We start from the raw sequence: 24,389 nt of genomic DNA, 5'->3' as shown, positions 1-24,389 counted from the left end.
ATAGGAGTATGGATAAGAAGAAAGCTTTATTGATCATTTTAGATGGTCTTGGCGATAGAGCCATAAGGGAACTTGGATTCAAAACTCCACTTCAATTTGCAGAGACCCCACATCTTGATAAAATCGCTAGAATGAGCATGGTCGGGCTTATGGATCCAATCGCTCCAGGAATAAGGGCTGGAAGCGACACCTCGCATCTTAATTTGCTGGGATACGATCCTTACAAGGTCTATACGGGCCGTGGTCCCTTTGAGGCTGCTGGTTTGGACATGGATATAGCGCCAGGAGATGTAGCATTTCGCTGCAATTTTGCCACGGTCGATGAGAATCTGGTTGTTTTGGATAGAAGAGCTGGTAGAATTAAAGAGGGAACTCACGAGCTTGTGAGTGCGATAAACGGAATAAAGATAGAGGATGTGGAGATATTTGTGAAAGAGGGAGTGGAGCATCGTGCAGCACTTGTGCTCCGTGGTTCAGGACTGAGCCCCTATGTGAGCGATGTGGATCCCCATGATACAGTATTGAAGATACATGAGGCGAAGCCATTGAAGCCAGAGGCAGAGAAGACTGCGAGAATATTAAACGAATTTGTAAAGAGGGCCTATGAGATTCTAAAAGAGCATCCCGTGAATAAAGAAAGGGAGAAAAAAGGATTGAAGCCTGCAAACATCCTTCTCCCCAGGGGTGCGGGCATGGCCCCTCATCTTGAGAATTTTGTGAAAAAATACAATATGAAAGCCGCCTGCGTAGTTGGCACACCTTTGATTAGAGGAATATGCAAACTTGCAGGCATACATCCCATAGATTTTCCAGGGGCCACAGGCTCCTATGATACGGATATGAAGGGAAAAATAAGGGAGGCAATAAAGGCCTTAGCTCGGCAGGATTACGATTTCGTCTTAGTCAACATAAAAGCCACCGATATTGCGGGACATGACATGCTGCCAAGAAAGAAGGTTGAGGTCATAGAGAGAATAGATGAAGCCATGGGCTATCTTTTAGAGATTTTGCCCGAAGATATTGTGGTTGTAATAACCGCAGACCATAGCACTCCTTGCAGCGTAGGAGACCACAGCGGAGATGCCGTGCCAATTATGATATACGCTGAGGATTCTAGGGCAGAAGGCTCTGAATTCAACGAAGTTGCCTGCGCAAAGGGCTCGCTTAGGATAAGGGGCTCGGATCTGATGCAGATGATTCTAAATGCCACGAATCGCGCTGATAAATTTGGAGCTTAGATACCACGCAATTCTTTCATCTTTGCAATTTTTGCATCTATCATCTCTTTCTTTGCTATATCGTGCCTTGAATACACTCTTCCAACTATATGTCTTAATGCTTTTTCCGCTATCTCCTCTGCCTCGTAAAGATTCTCTGCTATTCCCACTACGGCCAGAGAGCGTGAGGTTGTGGTGTATATTTTTCCATTACTCTCGTTCACGGATGCATAGTATAGCAGCGCACCCTCTCTCTTTATCCTTTCCTCATTTACCTTTATCTCTTGGTTTGCTAATGGCTTTGTACCGTATCCTTCGGGAACAACATATTTTACCACCGTAGCCTTGTTTTCAAACTCTACAGGCTTCAATTTTCCCTCGATTATACTCCACGCGATATCCACGAAATTTGTCTTTAAGATAGAGAGAACATTCATCGCCTCTGGATCTCCAAACCTGCAGTTCACTTCGATTATCTTTGGTCCTTCGGCTGTGAGCATAAATTGGCCGTAGATTATACCCTTGTATATTCTTCCTTCTCTACGCATCGCTGCTATAATATCTTCCATTATTTTCATCGCTTTTGTGTAATCTTCCTTTGTCAAGAATGGAAGCAGATGGTTCTCCATACTATACGAGCCCATTCCCCCAGTATTTGGTCCTAAATCCCCTTCATAAGCTCTCTTGAAATCCTGCACGAGTGGCATACCTGCCAAGTTTATTCCGTCAGTGAATATTTGGAGTGTAAATTCCTCGCCCACAAGCTTCTCTTCGATTATTACCCTATCTACCCCTCCAATTTTTTTCTCTATGATCTCCTTTGCATACCTTATTCCATCTTCCTTTGTCTTGAAATGATCTCCCATTACCCATACGCCTTTACCTCCAGTTACCCCCACGGGCTTGATGACAAAGGGCTTATCATAATTTTTCAAGAATTCTTCCACTTTCTGTGGATCGTTGAATACATAATAATCAACCATACCATCAATATTGTGCTTTTTCATCAGATCTCGCATGAATTCTTTAGACCCTTCAATTATTGCCGCATCCTTCCTTGGACCAACTACAGGTATGCCCTTCTCCTCGAGCATGTCCGCCATTCCATTTATCAGTGGGGCTTCAGGGCCTATAACTGCAAAATCAACTTTTTTGAATTTTACCCAATCTAAATTTTTAACAAAAGAAACGCTGCTATCATCACCAATAATGTAATCTTCAGATAACCTCGCTATTCCTGGATTTTTGTGTTTCATAACTGCATAAATTTTTGCCCCTCCATCCTTCAATGCTTTCGCTATCGCATGCTCCCTTCCTCCAGAACCCATTAACAGGACCTTATTCATTTTTATCACCTCCTGCCTTTTCAAAGAATTTCTTTATATCTTCAGGCTTGGAAGCATCTATACCAAAATATTCATTGAATTTCTTGGTTGTTCTTAGTACAATTGTTCTTCCTGCCTTTTTACCATAAACAAATCCTCTTTTCTTTAACTCATCAATATGCTCGTAAACTTTCGTGCCTATTATTGCTCTTAGCTTGCTTTGTGTTATGGGTTGATAGTAAGCGATGATTGCAAGGGTTTTTAGTACATCATCTCTCAGCTCCTTCTTGCCCATTGCGTATCCATACTTAACATACTCTTCCTTCAACTGCATAACATACTTATTCCCTATTCTTGCAATCTCTATCGCCCCATCTCTTTCCTGATACTCTTTTCTCAATTTACGCATTGCCTTACTCACATCCTCACTCTTCAAATTTCCAACCTTTGCAATCTCTCCAACCCTGAGAGGTTTTTCTGAGGAGAATAGCACCGCTTCCACGATTTTCATAATTTCATCCATACGGGCATATAATCGGAGAAATTAAAATACTTTGCGCATAAAAATAAATTATATGATTGCTATTTAGGAATGTGAAAGCGTACGCTATAAAGGCAAAAATTCCTAAAAACTCACAACTCTATTTTAACTACTTTAAAGAGGAGGTCATGAAAAGATGCGTTGAAACGAATACCGACTGCGTAGTAGAGATTATAGATGGAAGGCTCATACTTTTCACAGATTCTACCACTCCAAAATCTTTGCTTGAAGGCATAAAAGGTGTGCTTGCCCTTTATGAGATTGAGATTTTTAAAGATGAGGTCTCTCTAATAAAAAGTATGATTTCTAAATTGAAGGAGTGCAAGAGCTTTGCAGTTCGCTCAAACAAAAAAAGCGTTGAAAGAGAAATAGGTGGAAAAATTGCAGAAATCTTGAATATCCCTGTAAATCTAACAGAGCCAGAATGCAAATTGTATTTTGAGCGTAGGGGAAAGTTTTATCTCCTATTCCTCTCCTATCCATAATATGAGCGAAGTTGAAATAACAAGATTGAAAGTTCAAGGAAAGGAGTTCTTAGGATTAAGAGTTGAAATGCCCAATGCACCATTATTGCTTATAAAAGGCACCATAGGATTTGCCATGTGTGGATACCTTAATCCATCTACTGCTGAAAAATTAGGAGATGTTGCAGTTATGGTATCTGGAGTGAATACTTTTGAAGATATGCTCAATGCAAAGATAAAATGGTCTTCCCCTAAAGCAAAGGAGATCGGAATCGAAGAGGGAAGAATATTAAGAGATGAAATAGATAAGCTTTGAATTTTTAGTGGCTTATATATCCGTCCTTCACATATTTCGGGCCCCTAATAGATATTCCTATAAGAGATATAACTGTGCCTGAAATTATTAGAACTATTGCAGCGATGAGCATATAAATATCGTACTTCACGAGCAAGCCTATACCCAATATGATCCCTATAATCGCCAGAGCATTGCCAATGCCCAAAATCACACTTCCTCCAATATACTTTTTACTTCCATTCATTTGATCCCCTCTTGAAGTTTAGTAGAGATGATTTAGTATAAATAATTTCCTGAAAAAGAGCCACCGGGGGGATTCGAACCCCCGACCTGCTGATAACTCGGAGCCCCTTCTTTGGGGGTGAAGCACCTTTCTTTTTAAGAAAGGGGCTCTTACGAATCAGCCGCTCTGCCGGGCTAAGCTACGGTGGCTTTTCGAGGTTAAATTGGATTTGCTTATAAATCATTTTCGATGGGAAATATGAAATACGGGCTTGCACATACATATACTTGGTGAGAAAAGAAGTTGTTGAGCTTCATGGGGCGGTATTTCTTTTCGGATTTGCAGGATTATTTGGGAAGATAATAAGCCTACCCACAATGATGATTGTGCTTGGGCGTGTAGTATTTGCAGCTATTTTTCTATTTTTGGTGATGATTTATAGAAAAGAGGGGTTCAAGGTACCTAAAAGAGATCTTTTATACTTACCTGTTTTAGGTTTACTCCTTGCAGTACACTGGAGCTTGTTTTTCTATTCTATACAACTATCAACTGTTGCCATAGGCCTAATTACATATTCAACATTTCCAATCTTTACGGCGGTGTTGGAGCCCTGGATTTTTAAAGAGAAAATCAGAAAGATGAATGTAGTTTTGCCGATAATCACATTTATTGGCATATTGTTCATAGTTCCAAATTTAAATGTCCAGAATAATGTAACACAGGGGGTTATATGGGGAACTCTCTCGGGATTAACATTCTCTTTCTTAACTATAATTAATCGAAAATATGTGCAGGAGTATTCAAGCGTAACTCTTGCATTTTACCAAGATAGTTTTGCAGCTATTTTTCTCTTGCCAATATTATTCCTATTCGATGTTTCACCTTCATTCAGCGATATCGCTTATGTTGTGCTCTTAGGCATAGTGTTCACTGGGCTAGCACATACTTTATTTATTTCTTCATTGAGTAGGGTAAATGCTCGCACGGCAAGTATAATAGCCTCTTTAGAGCCCCTCTACGGTATAATACTTGCGTTCGTTTTCTTAAATGAAGTTCCAGCGATTCACACGGCAATTGGTGGTGCCATAGTTCTTGCCACATCTTTCTATGCCACACTCAATTTGACAAAATTTAAGTAATGCATAGGGATATAAGAATGTGTGGTCTTTAAGAGAAGCAGTGCATCATGCTCTTGATGGCATTGGCTTTGCGTTTACGAGCGAGAGAAGCTTGCGGATTCAGTTTGGAATATTTCTAATAGTGATAATTCTTGGACTCTATCTTCAAATTTCTCTAAATGATTTTGCTATCATTATGGGCATTTCAGCCCTTGTATTTTCTTTAGAACTCATAAACACTGCTATAGAGAAATCAATGGATGTAATCTCAAATGGAGAATACGATGAACGAATAAAGATAATAAAGGATATATCCGCTGGAGCTGTTTTAATCGCAGCTATTTTTGCAATAGTTGAAGGTGCCCTTATTTTCATACCAAAACTGATGGGGCTGTTTGAATGAGAGCTATAGCACTTTTCTCAGGAGGTAAAGATTCTACATACTCCATTTACCTTGCAATGCAGCAGGGATTTGAAATCGAGAAACTTGTCACAATATATCCAAAGGAGAAGGATTCCTACATGTACCACATTCCTGCCATAGAGAGAACAAAGTATCAGGCTAGGGCAATGGATATTGAGCAAGATATCTATAAAATCGGTGATAATGAAGCTGAGTTGAAAGATGTGCTTTCAAATTATGATGTGGATGCTGTTATAAGTGGGGCAATTGCATCCAATTATCAAAAAACGAAGATAGAAGAAGTGTGCACAGAGTTGGGATTTCTCTCTTACGCGCCTCTTTGGGGAAAAAGCCAAGAAATGCTATTGCAAGATATGCTTCTTGCAGATTTCAAGATTATGATTGTTGCCGTGGCAGCCTATGGCTTAGATGAATCCTTTCTCGGAAAGATAATAGATGAGAATATTCTTGCAAAACTTATGGAATTGGAGAAAAAATACAAAATTAATGTAAGTGGCGAGGGGGGAGAGTATGAGACATTTGTAATAGATGCTCCCATATTCAAAAATAGTTTATCTGTGGAAAATTATAGTGTGTTTTGGGATGGTATGCGAGGCCATATTGATATAACCTCAATTGCCTTTGACCAAAAACTATTTTAATGTTGTGTATAAAATTGAAGATTTCTAATTATGGGAAAAATTTAATTAAAATCAAATCATTATGTATGATGGTTGGGCTATGAAATGGTAATAAAGTTTAAATACATGCCCCATATGTAGGGCTGACTCTATGGGCCTGTAGCTCAGCTTGGTAGAGCACCTGGCTTTTAACCAGGTGGTCCGGGGTTCGATTCCCCGCAGGCCCGTACCTCATGAGGTGATGAGAAAATGGTGAGATTTAATGTGCTCGAGCACGAGCTTGTTCCGGAGCATTACTTGGTACCCCAAGAAGAGGAAGAGAAAATTTTGAAAGAAATTGGAGTTAAGAAAGAAAACCTTCCAAGAATTAAAAAGAGCGATGCTGTTTTAAGGGTTTTAGAGAGAAAATATGGGCATATACCAGTTGGAAGCTTAATAAAAATAGTTAGGAAAAGCCCCACCGCTGGAAGAATAACTGTTTATAGGGTTGTGGTAAGAGATTAAGGTGGTTTTATGAATACCATAGTGGATATTTTGTTTAAGAAAAGTGTAGTGAATCACCATATTGCGTCATACAACGATTTGATACCCACACCAGATAATCCAAATAGTGTGATGCAAGAGATTGTTGATACTACAAAGGTTACAGATGAGGACCCTCCGGGAGTTATAACATTAGATAGAACAAAAACCGGTGGAAAGACAATAAAAATAGTTTTTGGAAGAAACAATGACTACTGGGATGTTAATGAGCCCACCATAAGGATAGGAAGGCCTGAGATTAAAGAAGCAACGGGAGCAACTGTTCAGATAACGCCTATGGAAGCAAGGTTAAGGGATTTAAGTTACTTAGCTCCATTGTATCTAAAGATAAAAGTTTTAGAATGTGATGATGCAGGATGCTATGAAAGAGAGCCAGAAATGGTTAAGATAGGAGATTTTCCTGTGATGGTAAAATCCAAGATTTGCACCCTCCACGAGGATAACATTGACGATTATCTCGATAGCATCTCAAAAGATAAGGATATACTCAACTGGCCCTACAAGCAGAAATTGGAATATGTGGGCGAGGACCCCGATGACCCGGGTGGTTATTTTATAATTGGTGGAAGTGAGAGGGTTCTCGTATCTCTAGAGGACCTTGCTCCAAATAGGGTGTTAGTAGAGAAAAACGAGAGATATAACACTGTTGTGGAGACGGCCAAAGTATTCTCACAGCGTAGGGGTTATAGGGCCCTAACAATTATGGAAAAGAAGAGCGATGGTATTATTGTAGTTTCAGTTCCTGCGGTGGCTGGAACAATACCTCTGGTAATTTTGATGAAGGCTCTTGGACTGGAGAAGGATCAAGATATCTACAGAGCGATTGTAAGCGATGAGAAGATGAGCGTTATCGCTCTTGCAAATATTGAAGAGGTTGAAAATGATAAACTCTATCCTCCAAATGGAATAAGAACTCAGAGAGATGCCATAGAATATTTAGAGAAGAGATTTGCAGCAGGCCAAGCTAAAGAGTACAGAGAAAAGAAAATATCTCAGATTTTGGATTCTTCCTTGCTTCCACATCTGGGCACGAGCAAGGAGGATAGGATAAAGAAAGCTTACTATTTGGGAAGAATGGCAAGAAGAGTTTTAGAACTGCATTTAGGATTGAGAAAGGAGGACGATAAAGACCATCTTGCAAATAAGAGATTGAAGCTATCTGGGGATTTGCTTGAGGAATTATTCAGAATGGCTTTTGAAGCCTTAATGAAGGACTTGAAATATCAGCTGGAGAGAACTTACAACCGCAAGAAAGGAATAAGGATAAGAGTTTCCATAAGACAGGATGTTTTGACACAGAAGATAATGCATGCCATGAGTACAGGTAACTGGGTTGGGGGAAGAACAGGAGTATCGCAATTGTTGGATAGAACATCTCATATGAGCACACTCAGCCATTTACGCCGTGTGATCTCTCCTCTCACGCGCTCACAGCCCCATTTTGAAGCTAGAGATTTGCATCCCACGCAGTGGGGAAGGTTATGCCCAAATGAAACACCAGAGGGTCAAAATTGCGGATTAGTTAAGAATGCAGCCCTTATAATTGATGTATCTGAGGGTTATCCTGAGGAAGATGTCTTAAAGATTCTCAAGGGTTTGGGAGTTGAAGAGAGGCAGTATGAGACAGGAGAACTTGCAAGAGTGTATCTTAATGGAAATCTGGTAGGTTATCATAAGGATGGTCTGGCTCTCACCAACGAGATAAGAAGCAAGAGAAGAAAAGGATTAATATCGCACCAGATAAATATAAGGTACGATGATACGACCAATGAAGTTATGATAAATTCCGATAAAGGAAGAATAAGGAGACCTTTGCTTGTGGTTGAGAACGGAAATGTTAAGTACACGAGCAGGCACAGAGAGCTTCTTCGCAGGGGGAAGATGGAGATTGAGGATTTAGTGAGAGAGGGAGTTGTTGAGTGGATAGATGCGGAGGAGGAAGAGAATGCATACATTGCCGTTTATGCCTACGATGTTCCTGAAAGATGTCCCCATTGTGGAAGAGTACTTGGCAGAAATGATGTTGAATGGATGAATCCTGGAGAGGGAGAGAAAGTAACCCTTAGGTGCAAGCACTGCGGAGCAGAATTTGGTGTAGAAAAGAAGATAACAAAGGAGCATACTCATCTCGAAATTGATCCACTGTTGATTTTGGGCGCAGTTGCAGGATGTGTGCCTTATCCCCACCACAATTCTTCTCCAAGAATCACCATGGGTGCAGCAATGCTCAAGCAATCATTGGGATTGCCAGCCGCAAATTATAGGCGTAGACCGGATACTCGCGGACATCTATTGCATTATCCACAGGCACCTATCGTCAGGACAAAAACCATGGATTTTGTGAACTTTATGCGTAGGCCTGCTGGACAAAATGCAGTGGTTGCTATAATTTCTTACCATGGCTATAACATTCAAGATGCAATCGTTATGAACAAGGCTTCCGTGGAGAGAGGATTTGGAAGAAGCACATTCTTTAGGACTTATAAGAGTGAGGAGCGCAGATATCCTGGTGGTCAGGAGGATAAGTTCGAAATTCCAAGTCCAGATGTTCGCGGAGCAATGACAGAAGATAGGTACAAGCTCTTAGACGAAGATGGTTTGATCTCTCCCGAAGTTTATGTAAAAGGTGGAGATGTGCTTATAGGCAAGACCTCACCCCCAAGATTCTTGGAGGAAGAAAGTGAACTCTTAGGGCCGCAAAAGAGAAGAGAGAGCAGCGTGACAATGAGGCCTGAAGAAGAGGGGTGGGTTGATTCTGTCTTGCTAACTGTGAGCGAAAATAACTCTCGACTTGTAAAGGTGAAAGTTAGGGATCAGCGCATTCCAGAATTGGGGGATAAATTTGCCTCAAGACACGGGCAGAAAGGTGTTGTGGGAGCCATAATACCTCAAGAGGATATGCCCTTCACCGAGAGTGGAATCATACCGGATTTGATAATTAATCCTCACGCAATTCCTTCAAGAATGACTGTGGGGCACATATTGGAGATGATAGGTGGCAAGGTTGGCTCTCTTGAGGGAAGGTTTGTTGATGGTACCGTGTTCAGTGGAGAGCCTGAAAAGGCATTGAGAGAAGCATTGGTTAAGAATGGATTCAAATACAATGGTAAGGAGATAATGTACGATGGCATAACGGGAAGGAAGATAGAGGCAGAGATATTTGTTGGTGTAATATATTACCAGAAACTGCACCACATGGTCGCTGGAAAATTCCATGCGAGATCCCGTGGACCTGTGCAGATTCTTACAAGACAACCAACTGAGGGACGCAGCAGGCTCGGCGGTTTGAGGTTTGGAGAGATGGAGAGAGATACCCTAATTGGTCATGGAGCTGCAATGGTCATAAAGGATAGATTGTTGGATAATTCAGACGGCACTGTACTCTATGTTTGCGGAAATCCTGAGTGTGGCCATATTGCCATGTTTGATAGAAAGCGCGGAATTCTCCGGTGCCCAGTCTGCGGAAATACCACGAACATATACCCAATTGAAACCAGTTATGCCTTCAAGCTTATGCATGATGAGCTTGCATCACTTGGTGTTATTATGCGTATGAAGGTGGGTGATATGAAATGAGCCATCACATTTTTGGATTGACAAAGAGAATTAATTCCATAAAATTCGCTTTATTATCTCCCGAAGAGATTAGGAGAATGAGTGCAGTAAAGGTAATAACAGCAGATACCTATGATGATGACGGTTTTCCCATAGACAAGGGCCTTATGGACTTGCACATGGGCGTAATTGAGCCTGGATTGAGATGCAAAACATGCGGAGGTAAGGTAGATGAATGCCCTGGACACTTTGGGCATATAGAACTCGCTATGCCGGTCATCCATGTGGGTTTCGTAAAAAACATTAAAAATTACCTTGATGCTACCTGTCGTGAATGTGGCAGGATAAAGCTCAAGGATGATGAAATTGAAATTTACAAGCAGAAGATAGAAGAAGCGAAGAAAATGGGAGCCTCGCCATTAGAATTGCTCTTTATAACAAAGAAGATAATAGATGATGCCTCCTCTCGCCCAATATGTCCTCATTGTGGTGCAGAACAGAAAAAAATCACACTGGACAAGCCTACAACATTTAGAGAAGAGGGCAGAAAATTAACTCCAAAGGAGATTCGTGAGAGATTGGAGCGCATACCTGACGAGGATCTACCTTTACTTGGAATGAATCCCGAAACTGCTAGGCCTGAGTGGATGGTTCTGACTGTTCTTCCTGTGCCCCCCGTCAATGTGAGGCCCACTATAACCCTCGAAACGGGAGAGAGAAGCGAAGATGATTTAACGCACAAGCTCGTGGATATAATAAGGATCAACCAAAGATTGAGAGAAAACAGAGACAGTGGAGCACCACAACTCATAATTGAAGATTTATGGGAACTCTTGCAGTACCATGTTACCACCTACTTTGATAATCAAACCTCTGGTATACCACCTGCAAGGCATCGCAGTGGCAGACCTCTCAAAACTCTTGTGCAGCGTCTGAAAGGAAAAGAAGGAAGATTCAGATCCAACTTGTCTGGTAAGAGAGTTAATTTCTCAGCCCGTACAGTCATATCCCCAGAACCATTTCTTTCGATAAATGAAGTTGGCGTGCCTGAGGCGGCTGCTAGAGAGCTTACTGTACCTATAACAGTTACGGAGTATAATATTGAGAAGATGAAAGAAATTGTTAGAAGAGGTTCAAATCCAAAGGGAGATAAATACCTGCCAGGTGCAAATTATGTTATTAGACCTGATGGAAGGAGGATAAAGATAACAGATAGAAATGCAGAAGATGTCTCAAAGAAACTTGATATCGGCTGGGTTGTAGAGAGGCATCTCATAGATGGGGATGTAGTGCTGTTTAATAGGCAGCCATCTCTGCATAGGATGAGCATGATGGGTCATCTCGTAAAAGTCATGCCAAATCGCACATTCCGCTTCAACCTTGCAGTTTGCCCACCTTATAATGCTGATTTCGATGGAGATGAGATGAATCTTCATGTGCTCCAGAGCGAGGAGGCAAGGGCTGAAGCGAAGATTTTAATGCTTGTGCAAGAGCATATTTTATCTCCGAGATTTGGTGGTCCGATTATAGGCGGCATACACGACCACATAACTGCAATGTTCTTGCTTACTCATAAAAATCCAAAATTCACAAAGGAGCAAGCAATCCATATGCTATCTTACTTGGATTATGACGAGCTTCCAGAGCCGCATAAGGACGAGAATGGAAACGAATTTTACTACGGCAAAGAGCTATTCTCCTTAATTCTTCCAAAGGATTTAAATATGGAATTCAAGAGCAAGATTTGTGACCCATCTGTGTGCAACAACAAATGTGTGCATGAAGCTTGCCCGATAGATGCTTATGTGGTAATTCGCAATGGAAAACTTGTGGCAGGTACAATAGATGAAAATGCGATTGGTTCAATGAAGGGTAAATTGCTTGATAGAATAGCAAAAAGAGGTAGCAAAGAAGCGCGTGAGTTCATAGACAATATGACAAGATTGGCAGTGGGAGTAATATCCTATCGCGGTTTCACTTCAGGAATAGATGATGAAGATATACCTGAAGAGGCTATTATCCAGATTCATGAAATAATAAAAGAATCAATAAAGAAAACGGACGAATTGATTGAATTATATAAGCAAGGCCTATTGCAACCAGCTCCTGGAAGAAGTGTAGAAGAAACTTTAGAAATGGAGATAATGCGCGTGCTAGCACATGCAAGAGATGAAGCGGGTAAGATAGCTAGCAAGCATTTAGGTTTAGAGAATTCATCGGTTATTATGGCAAGAAGCGGAGCTAGAGCATCCATGCTCAACCTATCCCAGATGGCTGGAAGCATTGGACAGCAGTCTGTGAGAGGTCAAAGATTACATCGCGGTTATCAAGATCGCACGCTACCACATTTTAAACGTGGAGATTTAGGTGCCCTAGCAAGGGGATTTGTAGAATCCTCTTACAAGAAGGGCTTGAGTCCAACAGAGTATTTCTTCCACTCAATGGGTGGACGAGAGGGCTTAGTGGATACTGCAGTTCGTACATCCCGCAGTGGTTATATGCAGAGAAGATTAATCAATGCCCTTGAGGATTTGAAAGTTATAGAGGATGGAAAAGTTGTGGATACTGCGGGCAATGTTGTGCAGTTCATTTACGGAGAGGATGGTGTTGACCCCACTCGCAGTTCAGGTGGAGAAAATGTAAATATGGATGAGATTCTAACGGATGTTCTTGGAGACAAGTATCTTTTAAGGAGGAGGAAGTAAATGAATCTGCTCTGGAAAGATAAGATTAAGAATATTGACAAGATAAAGCTCAACGCTCCAGTGTATTATGCAGTAGATTTTGAAATTAAGAAAGATATAGAACTTCCCACATACGGGTACATAACTCTCAAGGGTTCTGAGGCAAATTACAGGGTAAAAATAAGTGAGATAAGGCCCTACGAGAATATGAAGGGCATAGTAAAGAAAACGACTAAAAAGCTAAAAACCCTACTTAAGATTGAAGAGATTCAAGACATATCAGCAATACCCATCTCTGAGTTCAAGAGAGAGGACGGTACCTACTTGAAGAGGATTACAAAATTTTCATATGGAACCTTAGAAGAGCAGGGAGAGATAAAGATAAAGAAGTTTGAAGAGATGAGCAATGAAGAGAAGAAACTTATGGAGGATATTGAAAAGAAGTATGGGGTAAGATTGCCCTATTCGATAATTCAAAAGTTGCTAAATGCAAAAGAGGAATTCTCCTTAAAAAAATCGGAATTCAACAAAGTTGTGGAAAGAACAGTAGAGGTTTACAAGAAGAGAGAAGTTGACCCGTATGAGGCAGTGGGCATCGTTGCCGCTCAGAGTATTGGTGAGCCCGGTACTCAGATGACTTTAAGGACTTTCCACTATGCTGGTGTGGCAGAGATGAATGTTACATTAGGTTTGCCAAGATTAATTGAGATAGTAGATGCAAGGAGTATGCCCTCCACACCAGTTATGCAAATCCATCTAAAAGAAGGTGTGAGGGAGGATGAAGACAAAGTCAAAGAAGTGGCTAAGAAAATTGAAAGTACGAATATAATCGACATCGGAAATGTGGTAACTAATATAGCTGATATGTCCGTTGTGATAGTTCCAGATAAGAAGAAAATGGAAAATCGAGGAATAAAGAAAGAAGATATCGTTGAGAGTTTGAGCAAATTAAAGCTCCAAAAGTTAACGGTGGAAATTGAGGATGATAGAATAAAGCTCAAGCTCCCAGAGCCATCTTACAAGAAACTATACCAGCTTACAGAGAGTGTAAAATCCCTGACACTCCGTGGTATAAAGGGCATATCAAGGGCAATAGTTAGAAAGAGCCAGGATAATAGGGAATGGGTCATATATACTCAGGGTTCGAACCTCAAAGATGTTCTGGATATTGAGGAAGTGGATGGTGCAAGGACAAGAACTAATAACATAATTGAAATCGCAGATGTGCTAGGCATTGAAGCTGCCAGAAATGCAATAATGGAAGAAGCTATAAACACCTTACAGCAGCAGGGTTTGAATGTGGATATGAGGCACATAATGCTCGTGGCAGATATAATGACCTACAACGGCTCGGTGGAGGCAATAGGAAGACATGGAATTGCAGGTGAGAAGGAGAGCGTATTGGCTAGAGCCGCATTTGAAATCACAGCAAAGCATCTATTGACAGCTGGAGTTCTTGGCGAGGAAGATAAACTTAGGGGTGTAGCCGAAAACATTATTGTTGGACAACCAGTTACCTTGGGTACTGGTGCAGTAACTTTAATATACAAGCCCAAAAAAGAGGTGAGGTAAATGAATAGGGAAGATATAAGAAAAGAACTAAAAAAGATACTCAATACGGGAAAGGTTTATTATGGAGTAAAGCAGGCGAGGAAAGCTATAGATAGAGGAGAAGCAAAATTGATAATTGTAGCTGATAATTGCCCAGAAAAGGAAGAAGTGCAGAACTGGAACATACCCAAAATCATGTTTGATGGAGACGGCATAGAGCTTGGAGCACTTTGCGGAAAGCCCTTCAATGTTTCAGTTCTAACTATAGTGGATGAGGGAGAGGGTAGATTATTGCGCATGGTGAAATAATGGTAAATATCAAACTTGACGCACAGACGCTTCGCTACATATCCATATTTGAGGCCGCCACTAATGCTCAAGTTAAGGACTGCATTGAAAGCGATAATCTAATTGTATTCGTAGTGTATCCAAGGAACTTGAGAAAGGCGCTTGAGAACAATGGCTCAAAGATTCAAACAGTGCGCAATTTAATCAAGAAAAATGTGATGGTAGTTGAATACTCTCCAGATATAGTGGTATTTACCAAGAACATTTTCCATAGATTTCATGTGAAAAATATAAAGGTGGAGAATGTAGATAATCAATTCAGCATAACGGTGTTCGTAGATCCGAGAGACAAAGCAAGGGCGATAGGGAAAGAGGGTAGAAATCTAAAGTTAGCCAAGGAAATCATAAGCAGACACTTCCCTCTAAAGAGCATAGTTATCTATTAAATTTCATATTTTTAAAATCCTCAATAATTTTTGCATGGTCAAATGCCAACTCAGGAAGAGCATTTAAGGGGAACATAGTAGCATAGGTTGCATCATCGCCACCCTTTAATTTACCCCCCAATCTTCTTAGCTCATACACCACGGTTATAGTATGGTCCCTAGGATCTCTTTTTGGGTCAGAATAAACTCCAACTAGCCCTATAATTTCCGTTTTTAATCCCGTTTCCTCTTCCATCTCTCTTACTATTGCATCTTCAGTTCTCTCCCCATACTCTACAAATCCTCCGGGAAGTGCATACATACCCTTAAATGGTTCTCTGCCCCTCTTTACCAGCAGAATCTTCTCATCTTCCACCAATATGCCATCTACAGTTATTGAAGGTTTGATGTATGGATGCTTGATAACATAATCAAACACTTTTTCATATTTTTCATATTCTCTAAGCAGTTTGATACCCTCTTCTGTGATCGTGCTCTCTCCTCCTTCTCTTCCACCACGATGAGAGGTTATTATTTTTACTCCTAAATTTTCCTCGATTTCTTTTATCAATCCCCAAGCATGTCTATAAGACATCCCAAGATTGCTGGCTGCTTTTCTCAAACTTCCTGTTTTTTCAATCTCTTTGAGAATCTGATAACTTCCTGGACCAAAAACATAGCCTGCTGGAGATTCAAACCAGAAACGGTATTTTACAATCATATTTCTAAATCTCCTTTTCAAATTTCAAATTTTCTATAGAAAAATTAAAAAGGGCATTTACATGGAAGTGTGTGGGATTCTATGAAGACATAGCGCAAATTTTTCGGAAAGGTGAGATAAAGAGCAAGGAGGATTTGGAGAAGTGGAAGAGCAGAATTGCAAAGAAGTACAGGATTCCCAACCCGAGAAATTCTGAGATTATGAAACACCTACCCAAAGATATTGTTGAAAGATATCATAGCATTTTAGTTAAAAAGCCCTCTCGCACTCTAAGTGGCGTGGCTGTCGTGGCGATTATGACTTCTCCATTCCCATGTCCACATGGAAAATGTATATACTGCCCAGGCGGTCCTGAGAAAGGCACTGCCCAGAGTTACACAGGGCACGAGCCAGCAGCACTTAGGGCTGCACAGTATAATTTTGACCCATACGAGCAGACAAGGGCGAGAATAGAGCAATTGAGAGCAATAGGACATCCAACTGATAAAATTGACCTCATCATTATGGGGGGCACATTCACAGCCAGGCCTCAAAGCTATCAGGAGTGGTTCGTTAAGCGTGCTTTTGATGCTATGAATGGCGTGGATGCCAAGAACTTGGAAGAAGCACAGCTGATTAACGAGGATGCAAAGAACAGATGCATAGGGCTTACAGTTGAGACCCGTCCTGATTGGTTCATGGAAAAAGAGATTGATTTTGCTTTGAAATTAGGAGCAACAAGAGTTGAGCTTGGGATACAAACGGTCTACGATGATATTTTGGAAAAAGTGAAAAGAGGACATACAATAAGAGAGAGCATTCTTGCTACTCGGCTTGCAAAGGATGCAGGTTTCAAAATCAATTATCATATGATGCCAGGTCTGCCTGGAAGCTCTCTTGAGAGGGATTACAAGGCATTTAAAGAGATATTTGAAAATCCGAATTTCAGGCCAGATATGCTCAAAATTTATCCTACTTTGGTTGTAAAAGGCACGGAGCTTTATGAAATGTGGAAAAAGGGAGAATACGAGCCCTACACTCTCGAGGAAATGGTGGAGTTATTAATCAAGGTGATAAGCATCGTTCCCCCATGGGTTCGCATACAGAGAATCCAGAGGGATATTCCAGCAAAGTTCATAGAGGCGGGGGTGAAAAAAGGAGATTTGAGGGCAATAGTTCTTAAAGAAATGGAAAAAAGGGGAATAAGATGCCCGGATATAAGATGCAGAGAAGTTGGCCGTAAAGGAGGAAATAATTTTGAAATGATACGCAGGGATTATAATGCCTCTTCAGGTAAAGAAGTTTTCTTATCTTTTGAAGATAAGGATGCCGATTCAATAGCAGCATTTCTCCGTTTAAGATTGCCTAGCAAATATGCTCATCGTAGTGAGATGCGCAACGCCGCTATTGTTCGGGAGGTAAAGGTATTTGGAAAAGAAGTGCCTGTGGGGGAAAAAGAGAAAGAGGCATGGCAGCACCGCGGATTCGGGAAAGAGCTGATGAATGAGGCAGAGAGAATTTCTAAAGAAGAATGGGGAGTGGCTCGGGTGGTGGTAATAAGCGGTATTGGAGTGAGGAATTACTATCGTAAACTCGGCTACGAGAGATTAGGACCGTACATGGCAAAGAGAATTTGAGATCAGTGTAAGAATTTTTCAAGTGCTTCTCTCAATTCTTTGTGCTCCTTCGCGTATTCTTCCAGCGGAATACCCTGCATCTTCGCCTCTAACGCCTCTCGCATTGCCTTCGCACCAGCCCTAGTGCCTTCTGGATGCCCATGGACTCCACCTCCGGCCTGGATAACTATATCCTTTCCTAAAATATCAACTACAGCGGGGACATGGCCTGGATGTAAACCACCAGAAGCAACAGCGAGCACGGGTTTTATTTCATACCATTTTTGTTCAAATCTGCTTTCATTTGCGGGCACATTCTCAAGCTGTATTTCCTCCCTTATTTCGCTCACTTCCTTTGCACTTCCTTCCATCTTGCCCACTGCTGTACCTATGTGCAAATTGTCCACGCCCAAAAGCCTATACACTTTTGCAAGCGTGAGCATATTTATCCCATGCTCAGGATTTCTTGTTATCGCCGCATGCATCGCTCTATGTGCATGGATGGCCATTTTAAAACCTTCCTCTCTGTAGCTTTGCACCGCGGAGAAACCAGATATGAACACATCAATCATAACAAACTCGTTGCCAGAATCTTGCACTAATTCTGCACGGCGAATCATCTCTTTATAGGGGGCAGTTATATTCACAAGGTAAATCTTCTTCTCTCCAGTTTCTTCCTCTGCAATGTCTTTCTTTTCTAGAGTTAGGGCAAGACGCTCTTCAAATCTGTTAAATTCCTGTGAAGCTAGGTTTTCATCATCTTTGACAATATCCAATCCCCCAACCCATGCTTCATAGGCCACTTCAGCATGCATTTTCGCAGGTAGACCTATCTTGGGTTTGATTATCGTGCCGAGAAATGGTCTATCATAGACCTTGGTCATTTCCCTTACACCTTGTACTCCGTATTTTGGTCCTAAATACCCTTGAATCAACTCTTTTGGGAATCTTATATCCAAAACACGAAGGGCTTCTACGCTCTTCATGCCGAATACATTACCGGCTACACTTGCCAGTATTGCTGGCATATTTTTTATTTCAAATAAATGCAATGGATATGCGATTTTAACATACTTATTCTTCTCATCAATTTCATATACTCTTGCTCTCAGTTTTTCCCATATTTCAGGCAATAGGGTTTTGAGGTCTGTCCAAGTACCTATGGATGATTCCTCCGCAATTCTATCCGCCACATACTTCATATCCTTGCCTGCAGGTGGCTCAGCGCGGAACCAAACTAATAAATCACTCTCTCTGGGCTGATAATTCAAATCTATGTAGGTCATAATTAAGATATATCCTTATTGGATTTAAACATATAGCAAATGACTACCATCGCAAGTACTTGCGGTATTGAGAGGTAACCCCTCCCTGCATACTGAAAAAGGTATGCCGTATTTATTTGCCAAATCTCTCACATTTTTTAGAATTTTAAATCTCAGTTCTTTTGGAGCATACCTAATCCCTCTTACAATTTCCCCGTCTTGGTAGTATATTTCTCTCAGTTTGTAAGCTGAGTTCTTAAACACTCCAGTTATTCTTGAGAAATTGTCTGGCTTGGCCTTGTATGTGGAGCTTATTATTTGCTCAACACCTATGTTAGCGAGAGCTTTAATCAAATGTTCAATTTCCAGTATATTATCATTTATGGTTGGGATTATCGGGTCGAGTCTAACTATTGTATGCACCCCCTTTGAAACGAGATATTCTAAGGCTTTTAATCTCTTCTCCGGGCTTGGAGCCATGGGCTCTAACCTCTTTGCCAAGTTATCATCAAGGGTTGTAATCGTTATTGCAACCACGCTGCTCATAGAGGAAAGTATATCTGCGTCTCTTTCTACAAGATTGGATTTTGTGAGTACCAATACAGGGAAATCATATTTTTTCATAAGTTCTAAAGCTCCTCTTGTTATTCTTTTCTCCCTTTCCACTTTGGGATAAGGATCTGAAGAATTGCTCATCGAGATTGGTAATTTTTTTGCTTTTTTCAAATCTCTCTCAAAGAGCCTGAGAAAATCTCTCTTTGGGCGAACTCTCCATGGATCTGGGATGTAAGAGGTTATGTAGCAATAAATGCATCTATGCTCACACCCAGTATACGGGTCCACGCTGTACTTTTCCGGGCAGGTGCATAGCGGAAAATTCCACGGGTCAAATATGTGCAAATAATACACAAGAAGCGTATTTGATAAGAGTATAAAAATGATGTCCATATTGATTATCGTTTTTGATAATGGCTTAGAAACGAATTTATATTTTCTTTTTTAATCTTTAACTATGAATGGGAGCTTGAATGTTGTGATTATAGATGATAATAAAGAGTTAGCAGAAGTGATAAAGCAGTATCTATCCAACCGAGGTTTTAATGTAAAAATTGCAGAGAATGCAAGAAATGCTATGTCAATTTTGGAGAAAAGCGAGAGGGTAGATGTAATTCTTTTGGATTTGATGCTTAAAGATGTGCACGGCTTGGAGCTGCTAAAATCCATAAGGTCCCATTCTAAGCAGGTGGTTATAATAATCATCACAGGAATAAAAGATTTGAACACTGTGATAGAGGCAATGAAGGCTGGGGCAGATGATTATCTTGTAAAGCCATTTAGATTAGGAGAGCTTGAGGAGAAGATAAACGAAAATCTTTATAAGAAGGCAATGGAAGAGCCAATGCAAACACTTACAGCAGATAGGGCAATGGAAGTGTTGGATACCTTAGATTACAGCTCAGGAATGCTCAAGTTCTCATTTAAGGACTTGAATGAAATGCATAGGTTTTTGGATATGATAAAGCTTAGAGACAATTTAAAGATACATGATGTAAAGGTAGGTGAGGAATACGAAGTATTCGTCACTATTAAGAGGTAGAATAAATGGTTGAATGTGATGTAGAATACATATATCCCTACGGACGAGGGTTTATAGTTTATACGGATAAGCCATGGTTACAGGGAAAGATATACTTGACGAGGAAGGACATAATAATTGTGGGGGAGAAAGAGTACAAAATTCCCCTAATATCAATAATAAGTGTGGATAAAAGAATAACACTTCCGACAATAAAAGAGGGGCGCTCTACATTATTAATAGAATTTTTGGATATAATAAGCAGGGAGAAAATATATGCATTATTCTCAGGATACGGCAGTTGCATCAGGCATTTTAAAAAAGCTCTACTCACACTATTAACCTCGACCATTTCCATAAGCTATAAAATTGGAGATGAGTGGAGCAAGGGATTTTTAAGAGTGGATAACTCAGAGCTAATTTTCACCCCAACGAATTATACTTTGAATGTTGAAAACATATTGAAATTAGAAAGGAGAACGATATCCACTGGATTCTCAAATGTGGGTGTAATATACATAAAGGAGAAAAAAGAGGATGAAATCAAAGAAATCTATGTTATTACACCCCCACTAAAAAGGGACTTTTTCTGGCAGTTGTTCAATCTTATGGTAGAAGAGTATATGTACTCTCAAATAATATCTAAGCTTAGTAAAACTGAAAGATTAGTTCTTTTACTTATAAACCAAGGTGCTAGTGTGGGCGAGATACTTAGAAAACATCAACTTTCCCCAGATGAATTTAAGAAGATAACCGATAAATTGCAGGAAATGGGTTTGATAAATAAAATAATACTTTTAAAGATAACCGATAAGGGTAAAAAAGTTGTTGAAAATGTTACCGAATAAGAGTTTTTAATATTTTTATAGCGTCTTTTAAACTTGGAACTGTATAATCTGCCTCTGTACTATTATTTCCTATTTTTATTGCAATCATTCCCACATCTTTAGCCCCTTTCACATCTCTAAACTCTGAATCTCCTATGTATACCTTAGGATTGCTCTTAGAATGTCTTAAAGCCATTTTGAAAATCTTCGGGTTTGGTTTGCCAACTCCAGCATCCTCTGCCGTTGTGATAGAATCAAAAAAATGTTTTATTCCTAAAGCTTCCAACACTTTATTGGTATAAGGGGTATCGGCATCTGTTATTAGCCCCATATGTTCCGATATGTTTCTAATCTCTTTTAATGCTTCTAAAGCACCAGGTCCAAGCTTTACATATCTTGCATGATAGTATGAGTAAGAATCTATAATCCAAAAAACATCTGAGGAGCATAATCTTTTAGGTACAATCTCTTCTATAGCCTTTGCTATGAGGTTTCTTATAGGATAGTACTCTTTATGTCTATTCTCCATAAACGGCTTTCTGTATCTCAAAATGTGCTCCATAATTTTTTTTCCATCCATTTGTATATTGAATCTTTTACCTATGGCCTCGCACATTTTTAAAAAGGCCATGTTCTCGCTCTCCATATCGGTTATGGTACCGGTCATATCCAGAAACACATCCATATTTATGGAGATATGCACCATCGTTTTAACCTTTGCCATAAATTTTATATTCACCATGCTTATACGCCTTTAAGTTCCAGTGGTTGAACATGCATTAGGCATGTAAATCAAATCTTGATGCTCCGGTGGTGTAGCCCGGCCAAGCATTCGGGCCTTTCGTAAAGCCCCTTTAGAAAGGTGCTTTACCTCTAAAGGGGCACCGGGCTTTAAAGAAAGCCCGTGACCCGGGTTCAAATCCCGGCCGGAGCACTAAGCCCTTTTCTTAGAAAGAAAGCGGCTTTACCCGTAAAGAAATTTTTAAGTTAAAAGGAAATGAGTGGAGAGAGAAATGAGCAAGGAACAAAGTGAATTCCAAAGTTGCCCTTCACAGAAGGGTTTGGCCATAGAGGTCTCTTCTAAAGATGCAAACATGACTATAAGCTGGGTTGTGGCACCTTATTCTCAAGAAAAGGTTTGAATCAAATATCAAAAAGCACCTTTGCATAACCTTTCTCCGGATCCACAACCAATTCATGGTAGGTTACCGCCTTTATCTCAGTTTTTATTCCATGCTTCCTCCTTTTATAAGGTTCACCCCAGCATATTGCCTCAAGATAATATCCATTCTTATCTTCTTTTATCCTAACATCAAATTTTCCCATTACAAAGAGCTCAGTTGAGAATACATAAAGGAGCTCAGAGAGCCAATCAACGAATAAATCATTCAAGGTTGGGGAAGAAAGCTTAACTTTGTACTTTCCAGCGGGCTCTATTTTATCTGCATTTAAAATTATATCAAACATTCCATAAGCTGCCTTCTCAAAGAGTTCTTCGAGGGATTCTCCACGCACTATTATGCCAACATCTGCAGTATGGTCAAATATCTCGTAAGGCTTCACCTATGGAAAATTGCGGGAAACAATTTAAATTTTTATCCTTGGAGGGGCTAATATTTATTTAATATGACTAATTCACCCAATTAAGGTGTGAGTATGGATACGGAGGAAGCAAGGAAAAACTATGAATTTCGGCGTTACTTAGAAGAATTGGAGAAGTACGAGGGTAGAGGTACAGAGCTCATCTCAGTTTATATACCCCCCAAGAGACCCATATCTGATGTAATCGCCTATTTGAGAGACGAGTATGGAACATCTGCAAATATCAAAAGCAAGACCACGAGAAAGAATGTTATGAGTGCCATTGAAAGCATCATGTCCCGTTTAAAGTATTTCAAAATGCCTCCTCCCAATGGATTAGTAGTGTTCGTAGGGCATGTTATAAAAAGAGGTGACCAGACTGAGATGGTCTCTTATGTGTTAGAGCCACCAGAGCCGGTGCAATCTTTCATATACAAATGTGATTCTAAATTCTATCTAGAGCCTTTAAAAGCCATGCTTGGTGAGAAGGATATCTATGGTTTACTTGTTATAGACAGAAAAGAGGCCACAATCGGATTTTTAAAAGGAACGAGAATTGAGGTAGTTAAGCATCTTGACAGCATGGTTCCAAGCAAGCATCATCAAGGTGGGCAATCATCGCGAAGGTTTGAAAGGTTGATTGAGCTAGCTGTCCACGAGTTTTTCAAGAAAGTTGGAGATAAAGCTAACGAGGTGTTTCTTGCAGAGGAAAAATTAAAAGGCATATTGGTAGGAGGCCCTGGAGGAACGAAAGATTCATTTCTCAAAGGAGATTACTTACACCACGAATTAAAGAAGAAAATAATAGAGGTGTTCGATGTAGGCTATACTGATGAATATGGGCTACACGAGCTTGTAGAAAAGGCTTCCACCACATTAAAAAATTTAGAGGTGTTTAAAGAGAGACAACTGCTAGGGAGGTTTTTCAGGGAAATTAGAAAGCCAGATGGAGGCTTAGCAGTTTATGGGGAGAAGGAAGTACGAGAGGCATTGGAGCGTGGGGCTGTAGATGTTCTTCTCATCTCTGATAGTCTAAGAAAATACAGGATCACTTGGAGATGTCCGCAGTGCGGTAAAGAGGTGAAAGAAACTATAAAAGGCGAGATTCCTGAGAAAATATGTCCCGATTGTGGAATACCTATGGATATAGTGGAAAAGAAAGATTTAATTGAGGAATATTACGATATTGCAGAGCAATTTAATACTCAAGTAGAGCTAATATCAAATGAAAGCGAAGAGGGAAAAATATTTGCAAAGGCGTTTGGAGGTATCGCTGCAATTCTTCGCTATAAGTAATTATTTTTTGAGTGTAAGCACCACTACATCCCTAACAGAACGCATAGCTTGGAACGGCATTATAAGTCTGCCTTGAGCATCTTTTTTAAAGCCTCTTGCATCAAAATCCTCTGCGGGTATTATCAGCATATGCATTATTTTTCCTGTATCCGTATCAATCACAAAATTATCAATAGTGCCAAGGATCATTCCCTCATCCGTCATAGCGGTTTTGCCTCTCAATTCTGTTACGAACTTCTTCATCCTATCACC

General features: G+C 40.3%; 26 protein-coding genes and 3 tRNA genes. 19 read left to right on the top strand and 10 right to left on the bottom strand.

Annotated features, from left to right (window positions below):
• Nucleotides 1–8 precede the first annotated feature (8 nt).
• Nucleotides 9–1,238, top strand: a complete 1,230-nt coding sequence (locus ABOO_RS05565; RefSeq protein ID WP_008086819.1) for a 2,3-bisphosphoglycerate-independent phosphoglycerate mutase — start codon at nt 9–11, stop codon at nt 1,236–1,238.
• Here ABOO_RS05565 and purD read toward each other — a convergent pair.
• Together purD and scpB are read right to left on the bottom strand one after the other, a co-directional pair.
• Nucleotides 1,235–2,563 (bottom strand): phosphoribosylamine--glycine ligase, encoded by a 1,329-nt coding sequence (purD, locus tag ABOO_RS05560; protein ID WP_012997331.1) that lies wholly within the window; start codon nt 2,561–2,563, stop codon nt 1,235–1,237. The genes ABOO_RS05565 and purD overlap by 4 nt on opposite strands.
• Nucleotides 2,556–3,065 (bottom strand): SMC-Scp complex subunit ScpB, encoded by a 510-nt coding sequence (scpB, locus tag ABOO_RS05555; RefSeq protein ID WP_008086829.1) that lies wholly within the window; start codon nt 3,063–3,065, stop codon nt 2,556–2,558. Before scpB ends, purD begins: the two co-directional genes overlap by 8 nt.
• A gap of 71 nt (nt 3,066–3,136) precedes the next feature.
• Here scpB and ABOO_RS05550 point away from each other — a divergent pair, with 71 nt between their 5' ends.
• Nucleotides 3,137–3,568 carry a THUMP domain-containing protein gene (locus tag ABOO_RS05550; protein ID WP_008086823.1) on the top strand — a complete coding sequence of 144 codons (432 nt, stop codon included), beginning with the start codon at nt 3,137–3,139 and terminating at the stop codon, nt 3,566–3,568.
• A gap of 1 nt (nt 3,569) precedes the next feature.
• Complete coding sequence (locus tag ABOO_RS05545) at nt 3,570–3,863, top strand: YunC family protein (protein WP_008086814.1); 294 nt, start codon at nt 3,570–3,572, stop codon at nt 3,861–3,863.
• Nucleotides 3,864–3,867: 4 nt separating this feature from the next.
• On the opposite strand, the gene ABOO_RS05540 is transcribed toward ABOO_RS05545, so the two are convergent.
• Both ABOO_RS05540 and ABOO_RS05535 read right to left on the bottom strand, forming a co-directional pair.
• Complete coding sequence (locus tag ABOO_RS05540; RefSeq protein ID WP_008086816.1) at nt 3,868–4,089, bottom strand: hypothetical protein; 222 nt, start codon at nt 4,087–4,089, stop codon at nt 3,868–3,870.
• Nucleotides 4,090–4,147: 58 nt separating this feature from the next.
• Nucleotides 4,148–4,277 (bottom strand) — tRNA-Thr (locus tag ABOO_RS05535).
• Between the two features lie 81 nt (nt 4,278–4,358).
• Between ABOO_RS05535 and ABOO_RS05530 the strand changes: the two genes are divergently transcribed.
• From ABOO_RS05530 to ABOO_RS05485, 10 genes are all read left to right on the top strand, one after another.
• Complete coding sequence (locus tag ABOO_RS05530) at nt 4,359–5,207, top strand: DMT family transporter (RefSeq protein ID WP_012997329.1); 849 nt, start codon at nt 4,359–4,361, stop codon at nt 5,205–5,207.
• 19 nt (nt 5,208–5,226) lie between these two features.
• Nucleotides 5,227–5,589, top strand: coding sequence for a diacylglycerol kinase family protein (locus tag ABOO_RS05525; RefSeq protein ID WP_008086821.1), 363 nt, complete (start codon nt 5,227–5,229; stop codon nt 5,587–5,589).
• A complete protein-coding gene (locus tag ABOO_RS05520) occupies nt 5,586–6,251 on the top strand; it encodes a diphthine--ammonia ligase (RefSeq protein ID WP_008086817.1) in 666 nt (221 codons plus the stop codon). Before ABOO_RS05525 ends, ABOO_RS05520 begins: the two co-directional genes overlap by 4 nt.
• Nucleotides 6,252–6,383: 132 nt before the next feature.
• Nucleotides 6,384–6,457, top strand: a tRNA-Lys gene (locus ABOO_RS05515).
• A gap of 22 nt (nt 6,458–6,479) precedes the next feature.
• Nucleotides 6,480–6,734, top strand: coding sequence for a DNA-directed RNA polymerase subunit H (locus ABOO_RS05510; protein ID WP_012997328.1), 255 nt, complete (start codon nt 6,480–6,482; stop codon nt 6,732–6,734).
• Between the two features lie 9 nt (nt 6,735–6,743).
• Nucleotides 6,744–10,349, top strand: coding sequence for a DNA-directed RNA polymerase subunit B (locus ABOO_RS05505; protein WP_012997327.1), 3,606 nt, complete (start codon nt 6,744–6,746; stop codon nt 10,347–10,349).
• Nucleotides 10,346–13,033, top strand: a complete 2,688-nt coding sequence (locus ABOO_RS05500; protein ID WP_012997326.1) for a DNA-directed RNA polymerase subunit A' — start codon at nt 10,346–10,348, stop codon at nt 13,031–13,033. The genes ABOO_RS05505 and ABOO_RS05500 overlap by 4 nt, the downstream gene beginning before the upstream one ends.
• Nucleotides 13,034–14,584, top strand: coding sequence for a DNA-directed RNA polymerase subunit A'' (gene rpoA2 / locus ABOO_RS05495; protein WP_008086516.1), 1,551 nt, complete (start codon nt 13,034–13,036; stop codon nt 14,582–14,584). It abuts the gene before it with no gap.
• Nucleotides 14,585–14,872 carry a 50S ribosomal protein L30e gene (locus ABOO_RS05490; RefSeq protein WP_012997325.1) on the top strand — a complete coding sequence of 96 codons (288 nt, stop codon included), beginning with the start codon at nt 14,585–14,587 and terminating at the stop codon, nt 14,870–14,872. It begins immediately after the preceding gene.
• The gene (locus tag ABOO_RS05485; protein WP_008086184.1) at nt 14,872–15,297 is read left to right on the top strand and encodes a NusA-like transcription termination signal-binding factor; all 426 of its coding nucleotides are present in this window, start codon (nt 14,872–14,874) and stop codon (nt 15,295–15,297) included. The genes ABOO_RS05490 and ABOO_RS05485 overlap by 1 nt, the downstream gene beginning before the upstream one ends.
• Here the strand turns inward: ABOO_RS05485 and ABOO_RS05480 are convergent.
• The gene (locus ABOO_RS05480) at nt 15,287–15,997 is read right to left on the bottom strand and encodes an NUDIX domain-containing protein (RefSeq protein WP_008086504.1); all 711 of its coding nucleotides are present in this window, start codon (nt 15,995–15,997) and stop codon (nt 15,287–15,289) included. The two genes, ABOO_RS05485 and ABOO_RS05480, sit on opposite strands and share 11 nt — an antisense overlap.
• A gap of 71 nt (nt 15,998–16,068) precedes the next feature.
• Here ABOO_RS05480 and ABOO_RS05475 point away from each other — a divergent pair, with 71 nt between their 5' ends.
• The gene (locus tag ABOO_RS05475) at nt 16,069–17,613 is read left to right on the top strand and encodes a tRNA uridine(34) 5-carboxymethylaminomethyl modification radical SAM/GNAT enzyme Elp3 (protein WP_008086500.1); all 1,545 of its coding nucleotides are present in this window, start codon (nt 16,069–16,071) and stop codon (nt 17,611–17,613) included.
• A gap of 2 nt (nt 17,614–17,615) precedes the next feature.
• On the opposite strand, the gene rbcL is transcribed toward ABOO_RS05475, so the two are convergent.
• Together rbcL and ABOO_RS05465 are read right to left on the bottom strand one after the other, a co-directional pair.
• A complete protein-coding gene (rbcL, locus tag ABOO_RS05470; RefSeq protein WP_008086508.1) occupies nt 17,616–18,878 on the bottom strand; it encodes a type III ribulose-bisphosphate carboxylase in 1,263 nt (420 codons plus the stop codon).
• 24 nt (nt 18,879–18,902) lie between these two features.
• The gene (locus ABOO_RS05465; protein ID WP_236614234.1) at nt 18,903–19,766 is read right to left on the bottom strand and encodes an SPL family radical SAM protein; all 864 of its coding nucleotides are present in this window, start codon (nt 19,764–19,766) and stop codon (nt 18,903–18,905) included.
• Nucleotides 19,767–19,869: 103 nt separating this feature from the next.
• On the opposite strand from ABOO_RS05465, the gene ABOO_RS05460 reads away from it, so the two are divergent.
• Both ABOO_RS05460 and ABOO_RS05455 read left to right on the top strand, forming a co-directional pair.
• Complete coding sequence (locus ABOO_RS05460; RefSeq protein WP_008086519.1) at nt 19,870–20,454, top strand: response regulator transcription factor; 585 nt, start codon at nt 19,870–19,872, stop codon at nt 20,452–20,454.
• A gap of 5 nt (nt 20,455–20,459) precedes the next feature.
• Nucleotides 20,460–21,281 (top strand): helix-turn-helix domain-containing protein, encoded by an 822-nt coding sequence (locus ABOO_RS05455; protein ID WP_008086497.1) that lies wholly within the window; start codon nt 20,460–20,462, stop codon nt 21,279–21,281.
• On the opposite strand, the gene ABOO_RS05450 is transcribed toward ABOO_RS05455, so the two are convergent.
• Nucleotides 21,271–22,002 carry an HAD family hydrolase gene (locus tag ABOO_RS05450; protein ID WP_012997324.1) on the bottom strand — a complete coding sequence of 244 codons (732 nt, stop codon included), beginning with the start codon at nt 22,000–22,002 and terminating at the stop codon, nt 21,271–21,273. The genes ABOO_RS05455 and ABOO_RS05450 overlap by 11 nt on opposite strands.
• A gap of 62 nt (nt 22,003–22,064) precedes the next feature.
• On the opposite strand from ABOO_RS05450, the gene ABOO_RS05445 reads away from it, so the two are divergent.
• Both ABOO_RS05445 and ABOO_RS08120 read left to right on the top strand, forming a co-directional pair.
• Nucleotides 22,065–22,194: transfer RNA gene (locus ABOO_RS05445), tRNA-Glu, on the top strand.
• Nucleotides 22,195–22,273: 79 nt separating this feature from the next.
• Nucleotides 22,274–22,402, top strand: coding sequence for a hypothetical protein (locus tag ABOO_RS08120; protein WP_008086220.1), 129 nt, complete (start codon nt 22,274–22,276; stop codon nt 22,400–22,402).
• Nucleotide 22,403: 1 nt separating this feature from the next.
• On the opposite strand, the gene ABOO_RS05440 is transcribed toward ABOO_RS08120, so the two are convergent.
• The gene (locus ABOO_RS05440) at nt 22,404–22,823 is read right to left on the bottom strand and encodes an archease (RefSeq protein ID WP_008086503.1); all 420 of its coding nucleotides are present in this window, start codon (nt 22,821–22,823) and stop codon (nt 22,404–22,406) included.
• A gap of 93 nt (nt 22,824–22,916) precedes the next feature.
• Between ABOO_RS05440 and prf1 the strand changes: the two genes are divergently transcribed.
• A complete protein-coding gene (gene prf1, locus ABOO_RS05435) occupies nt 22,917–24,137 on the top strand; it encodes a peptide chain release factor aRF-1 (RefSeq protein WP_008086228.1) in 1,221 nt (406 codons plus the stop codon).
• Here the strand turns inward: prf1 and ABOO_RS05430 are convergent, their stop codons facing one another.
• Nucleotides 24,138–24,380, bottom strand: coding sequence for a PRC-barrel domain-containing protein (locus ABOO_RS05430; RefSeq protein WP_012997323.1), 243 nt, complete (start codon nt 24,378–24,380; stop codon nt 24,138–24,140).
• Nucleotides 24,381–24,389 lie beyond the last annotated feature (9 nt).

The sequence above is a fragment of the Aciduliprofundum boonei T469 genome, assembly GCF_000025665.1.
Lineage (GTDB): Archaea > Thermoplasmatota > Thermoplasmata > Thermoplasmatales > Aciduliprofundaceae > Aciduliprofundum > Aciduliprofundum boonei.
The sequence above is the reverse complement of the archived record's forward strand: the minus strand, read 5'-3'. Positions and strand labels throughout refer to the sequence as shown.

Excerpts from the sequence above, each read along its gene's own strand:
- ABOO_RS05565 (WP_008086819.1), top strand. The coding sequence starts at position 9 with ATGGATAAGAAGAAAGCTTTATTGATCATTTTAGATGGTCTTGGCGAT.
- purD (WP_012997331.1), bottom strand. The coding sequence starts at position 2,563 with ATGAATAAGGTCCTGTTAATGGGTTCTGGAGGAAGGGAGCATGCGATA.
- scpB (WP_008086829.1), bottom strand. The coding sequence starts at position 3,065 with ATGGATGAAATTATGAAAATCGTGGAAGCGGTGCTATTCTCCTCAGAA.
- ABOO_RS05545 (WP_008086814.1), top strand. The coding sequence starts at position 3,570 with ATGAGCGAAGTTGAAATAACAAGATTGAAAGTTCAAGGAAAGGAGTTC.
- ABOO_RS05540 (WP_008086816.1), bottom strand. The coding sequence starts at position 4,089 with ATGAATGGAAGTAAAAAGTATATTGGAGGAAGTGTGATTTTGGGCATT.
- ABOO_RS05520 (WP_008086817.1), top strand. The coding sequence starts at position 5,586 with ATGAGAGCTATAGCACTTTTCTCAGGAGGTAAAGATTCTACATACTCC.
- ABOO_RS05510 (WP_012997328.1), top strand. The coding sequence starts at position 6,480 with ATGGTGAGATTTAATGTGCTCGAGCACGAGCTTGTTCCGGAGCATTAC.
- ABOO_RS05505 (WP_012997327.1), top strand. The coding sequence starts at position 6,744 with ATGAATACCATAGTGGATATTTTGTTTAAGAAAAGTGTAGTGAATCAC.
- ABOO_RS05500 (WP_012997326.1), top strand. The coding sequence starts at position 10,346 with ATGAGCCATCACATTTTTGGATTGACAAAGAGAATTAATTCCATAAAA.
- rpoA2 (WP_008086516.1), top strand. The coding sequence starts at position 13,034 with ATGAATCTGCTCTGGAAAGATAAGATTAAGAATATTGACAAGATAAAG.
- ABOO_RS05490 (WP_012997325.1), top strand. The coding sequence starts at position 14,585 with ATGAATAGGGAAGATATAAGAAAAGAACTAAAAAAGATACTCAATACG.
- ABOO_RS05485 (WP_008086184.1), top strand. The coding sequence starts at position 14,872 with ATGGTAAATATCAAACTTGACGCACAGACGCTTCGCTACATATCCATA.
- ABOO_RS05480 (WP_008086504.1), bottom strand. The coding sequence starts at position 15,997 with ATGATTGTAAAATACCGTTTCTGGTTTGAATCTCCAGCAGGCTATGTT.
- rbcL (WP_008086508.1), bottom strand. The coding sequence starts at position 18,878 with ATGACCTACATAGATTTGAATTATCAGCCCAGAGAGAGTGATTTATTA.
- ABOO_RS05460 (WP_008086519.1), top strand. The coding sequence starts at position 19,870 with ATGAATGGGAGCTTGAATGTTGTGATTATAGATGATAATAAAGAGTTA.
- ABOO_RS05455 (WP_008086497.1), top strand. The coding sequence starts at position 20,460 with ATGGTTGAATGTGATGTAGAATACATATATCCCTACGGACGAGGGTTT.
- ABOO_RS05450 (WP_012997324.1), bottom strand. The coding sequence starts at position 22,002 with ATGGTGAATATAAAATTTATGGCAAAGGTTAAAACGATGGTGCATATC.
- ABOO_RS08120 (WP_008086220.1), top strand. The coding sequence starts at position 22,274 with ATGAGCAAGGAACAAAGTGAATTCCAAAGTTGCCCTTCACAGAAGGGT.
- prf1 (WP_008086228.1), top strand. The coding sequence starts at position 22,917 with ATGGATACGGAGGAAGCAAGGAAAAACTATGAATTTCGGCGTTACTTA.
- ABOO_RS05430 (WP_012997323.1), bottom strand. The coding sequence starts at position 24,380 with ATGAAGAAGTTCGTAACAGAATTGAGAGGCAAAACCGCTATGACGGAT.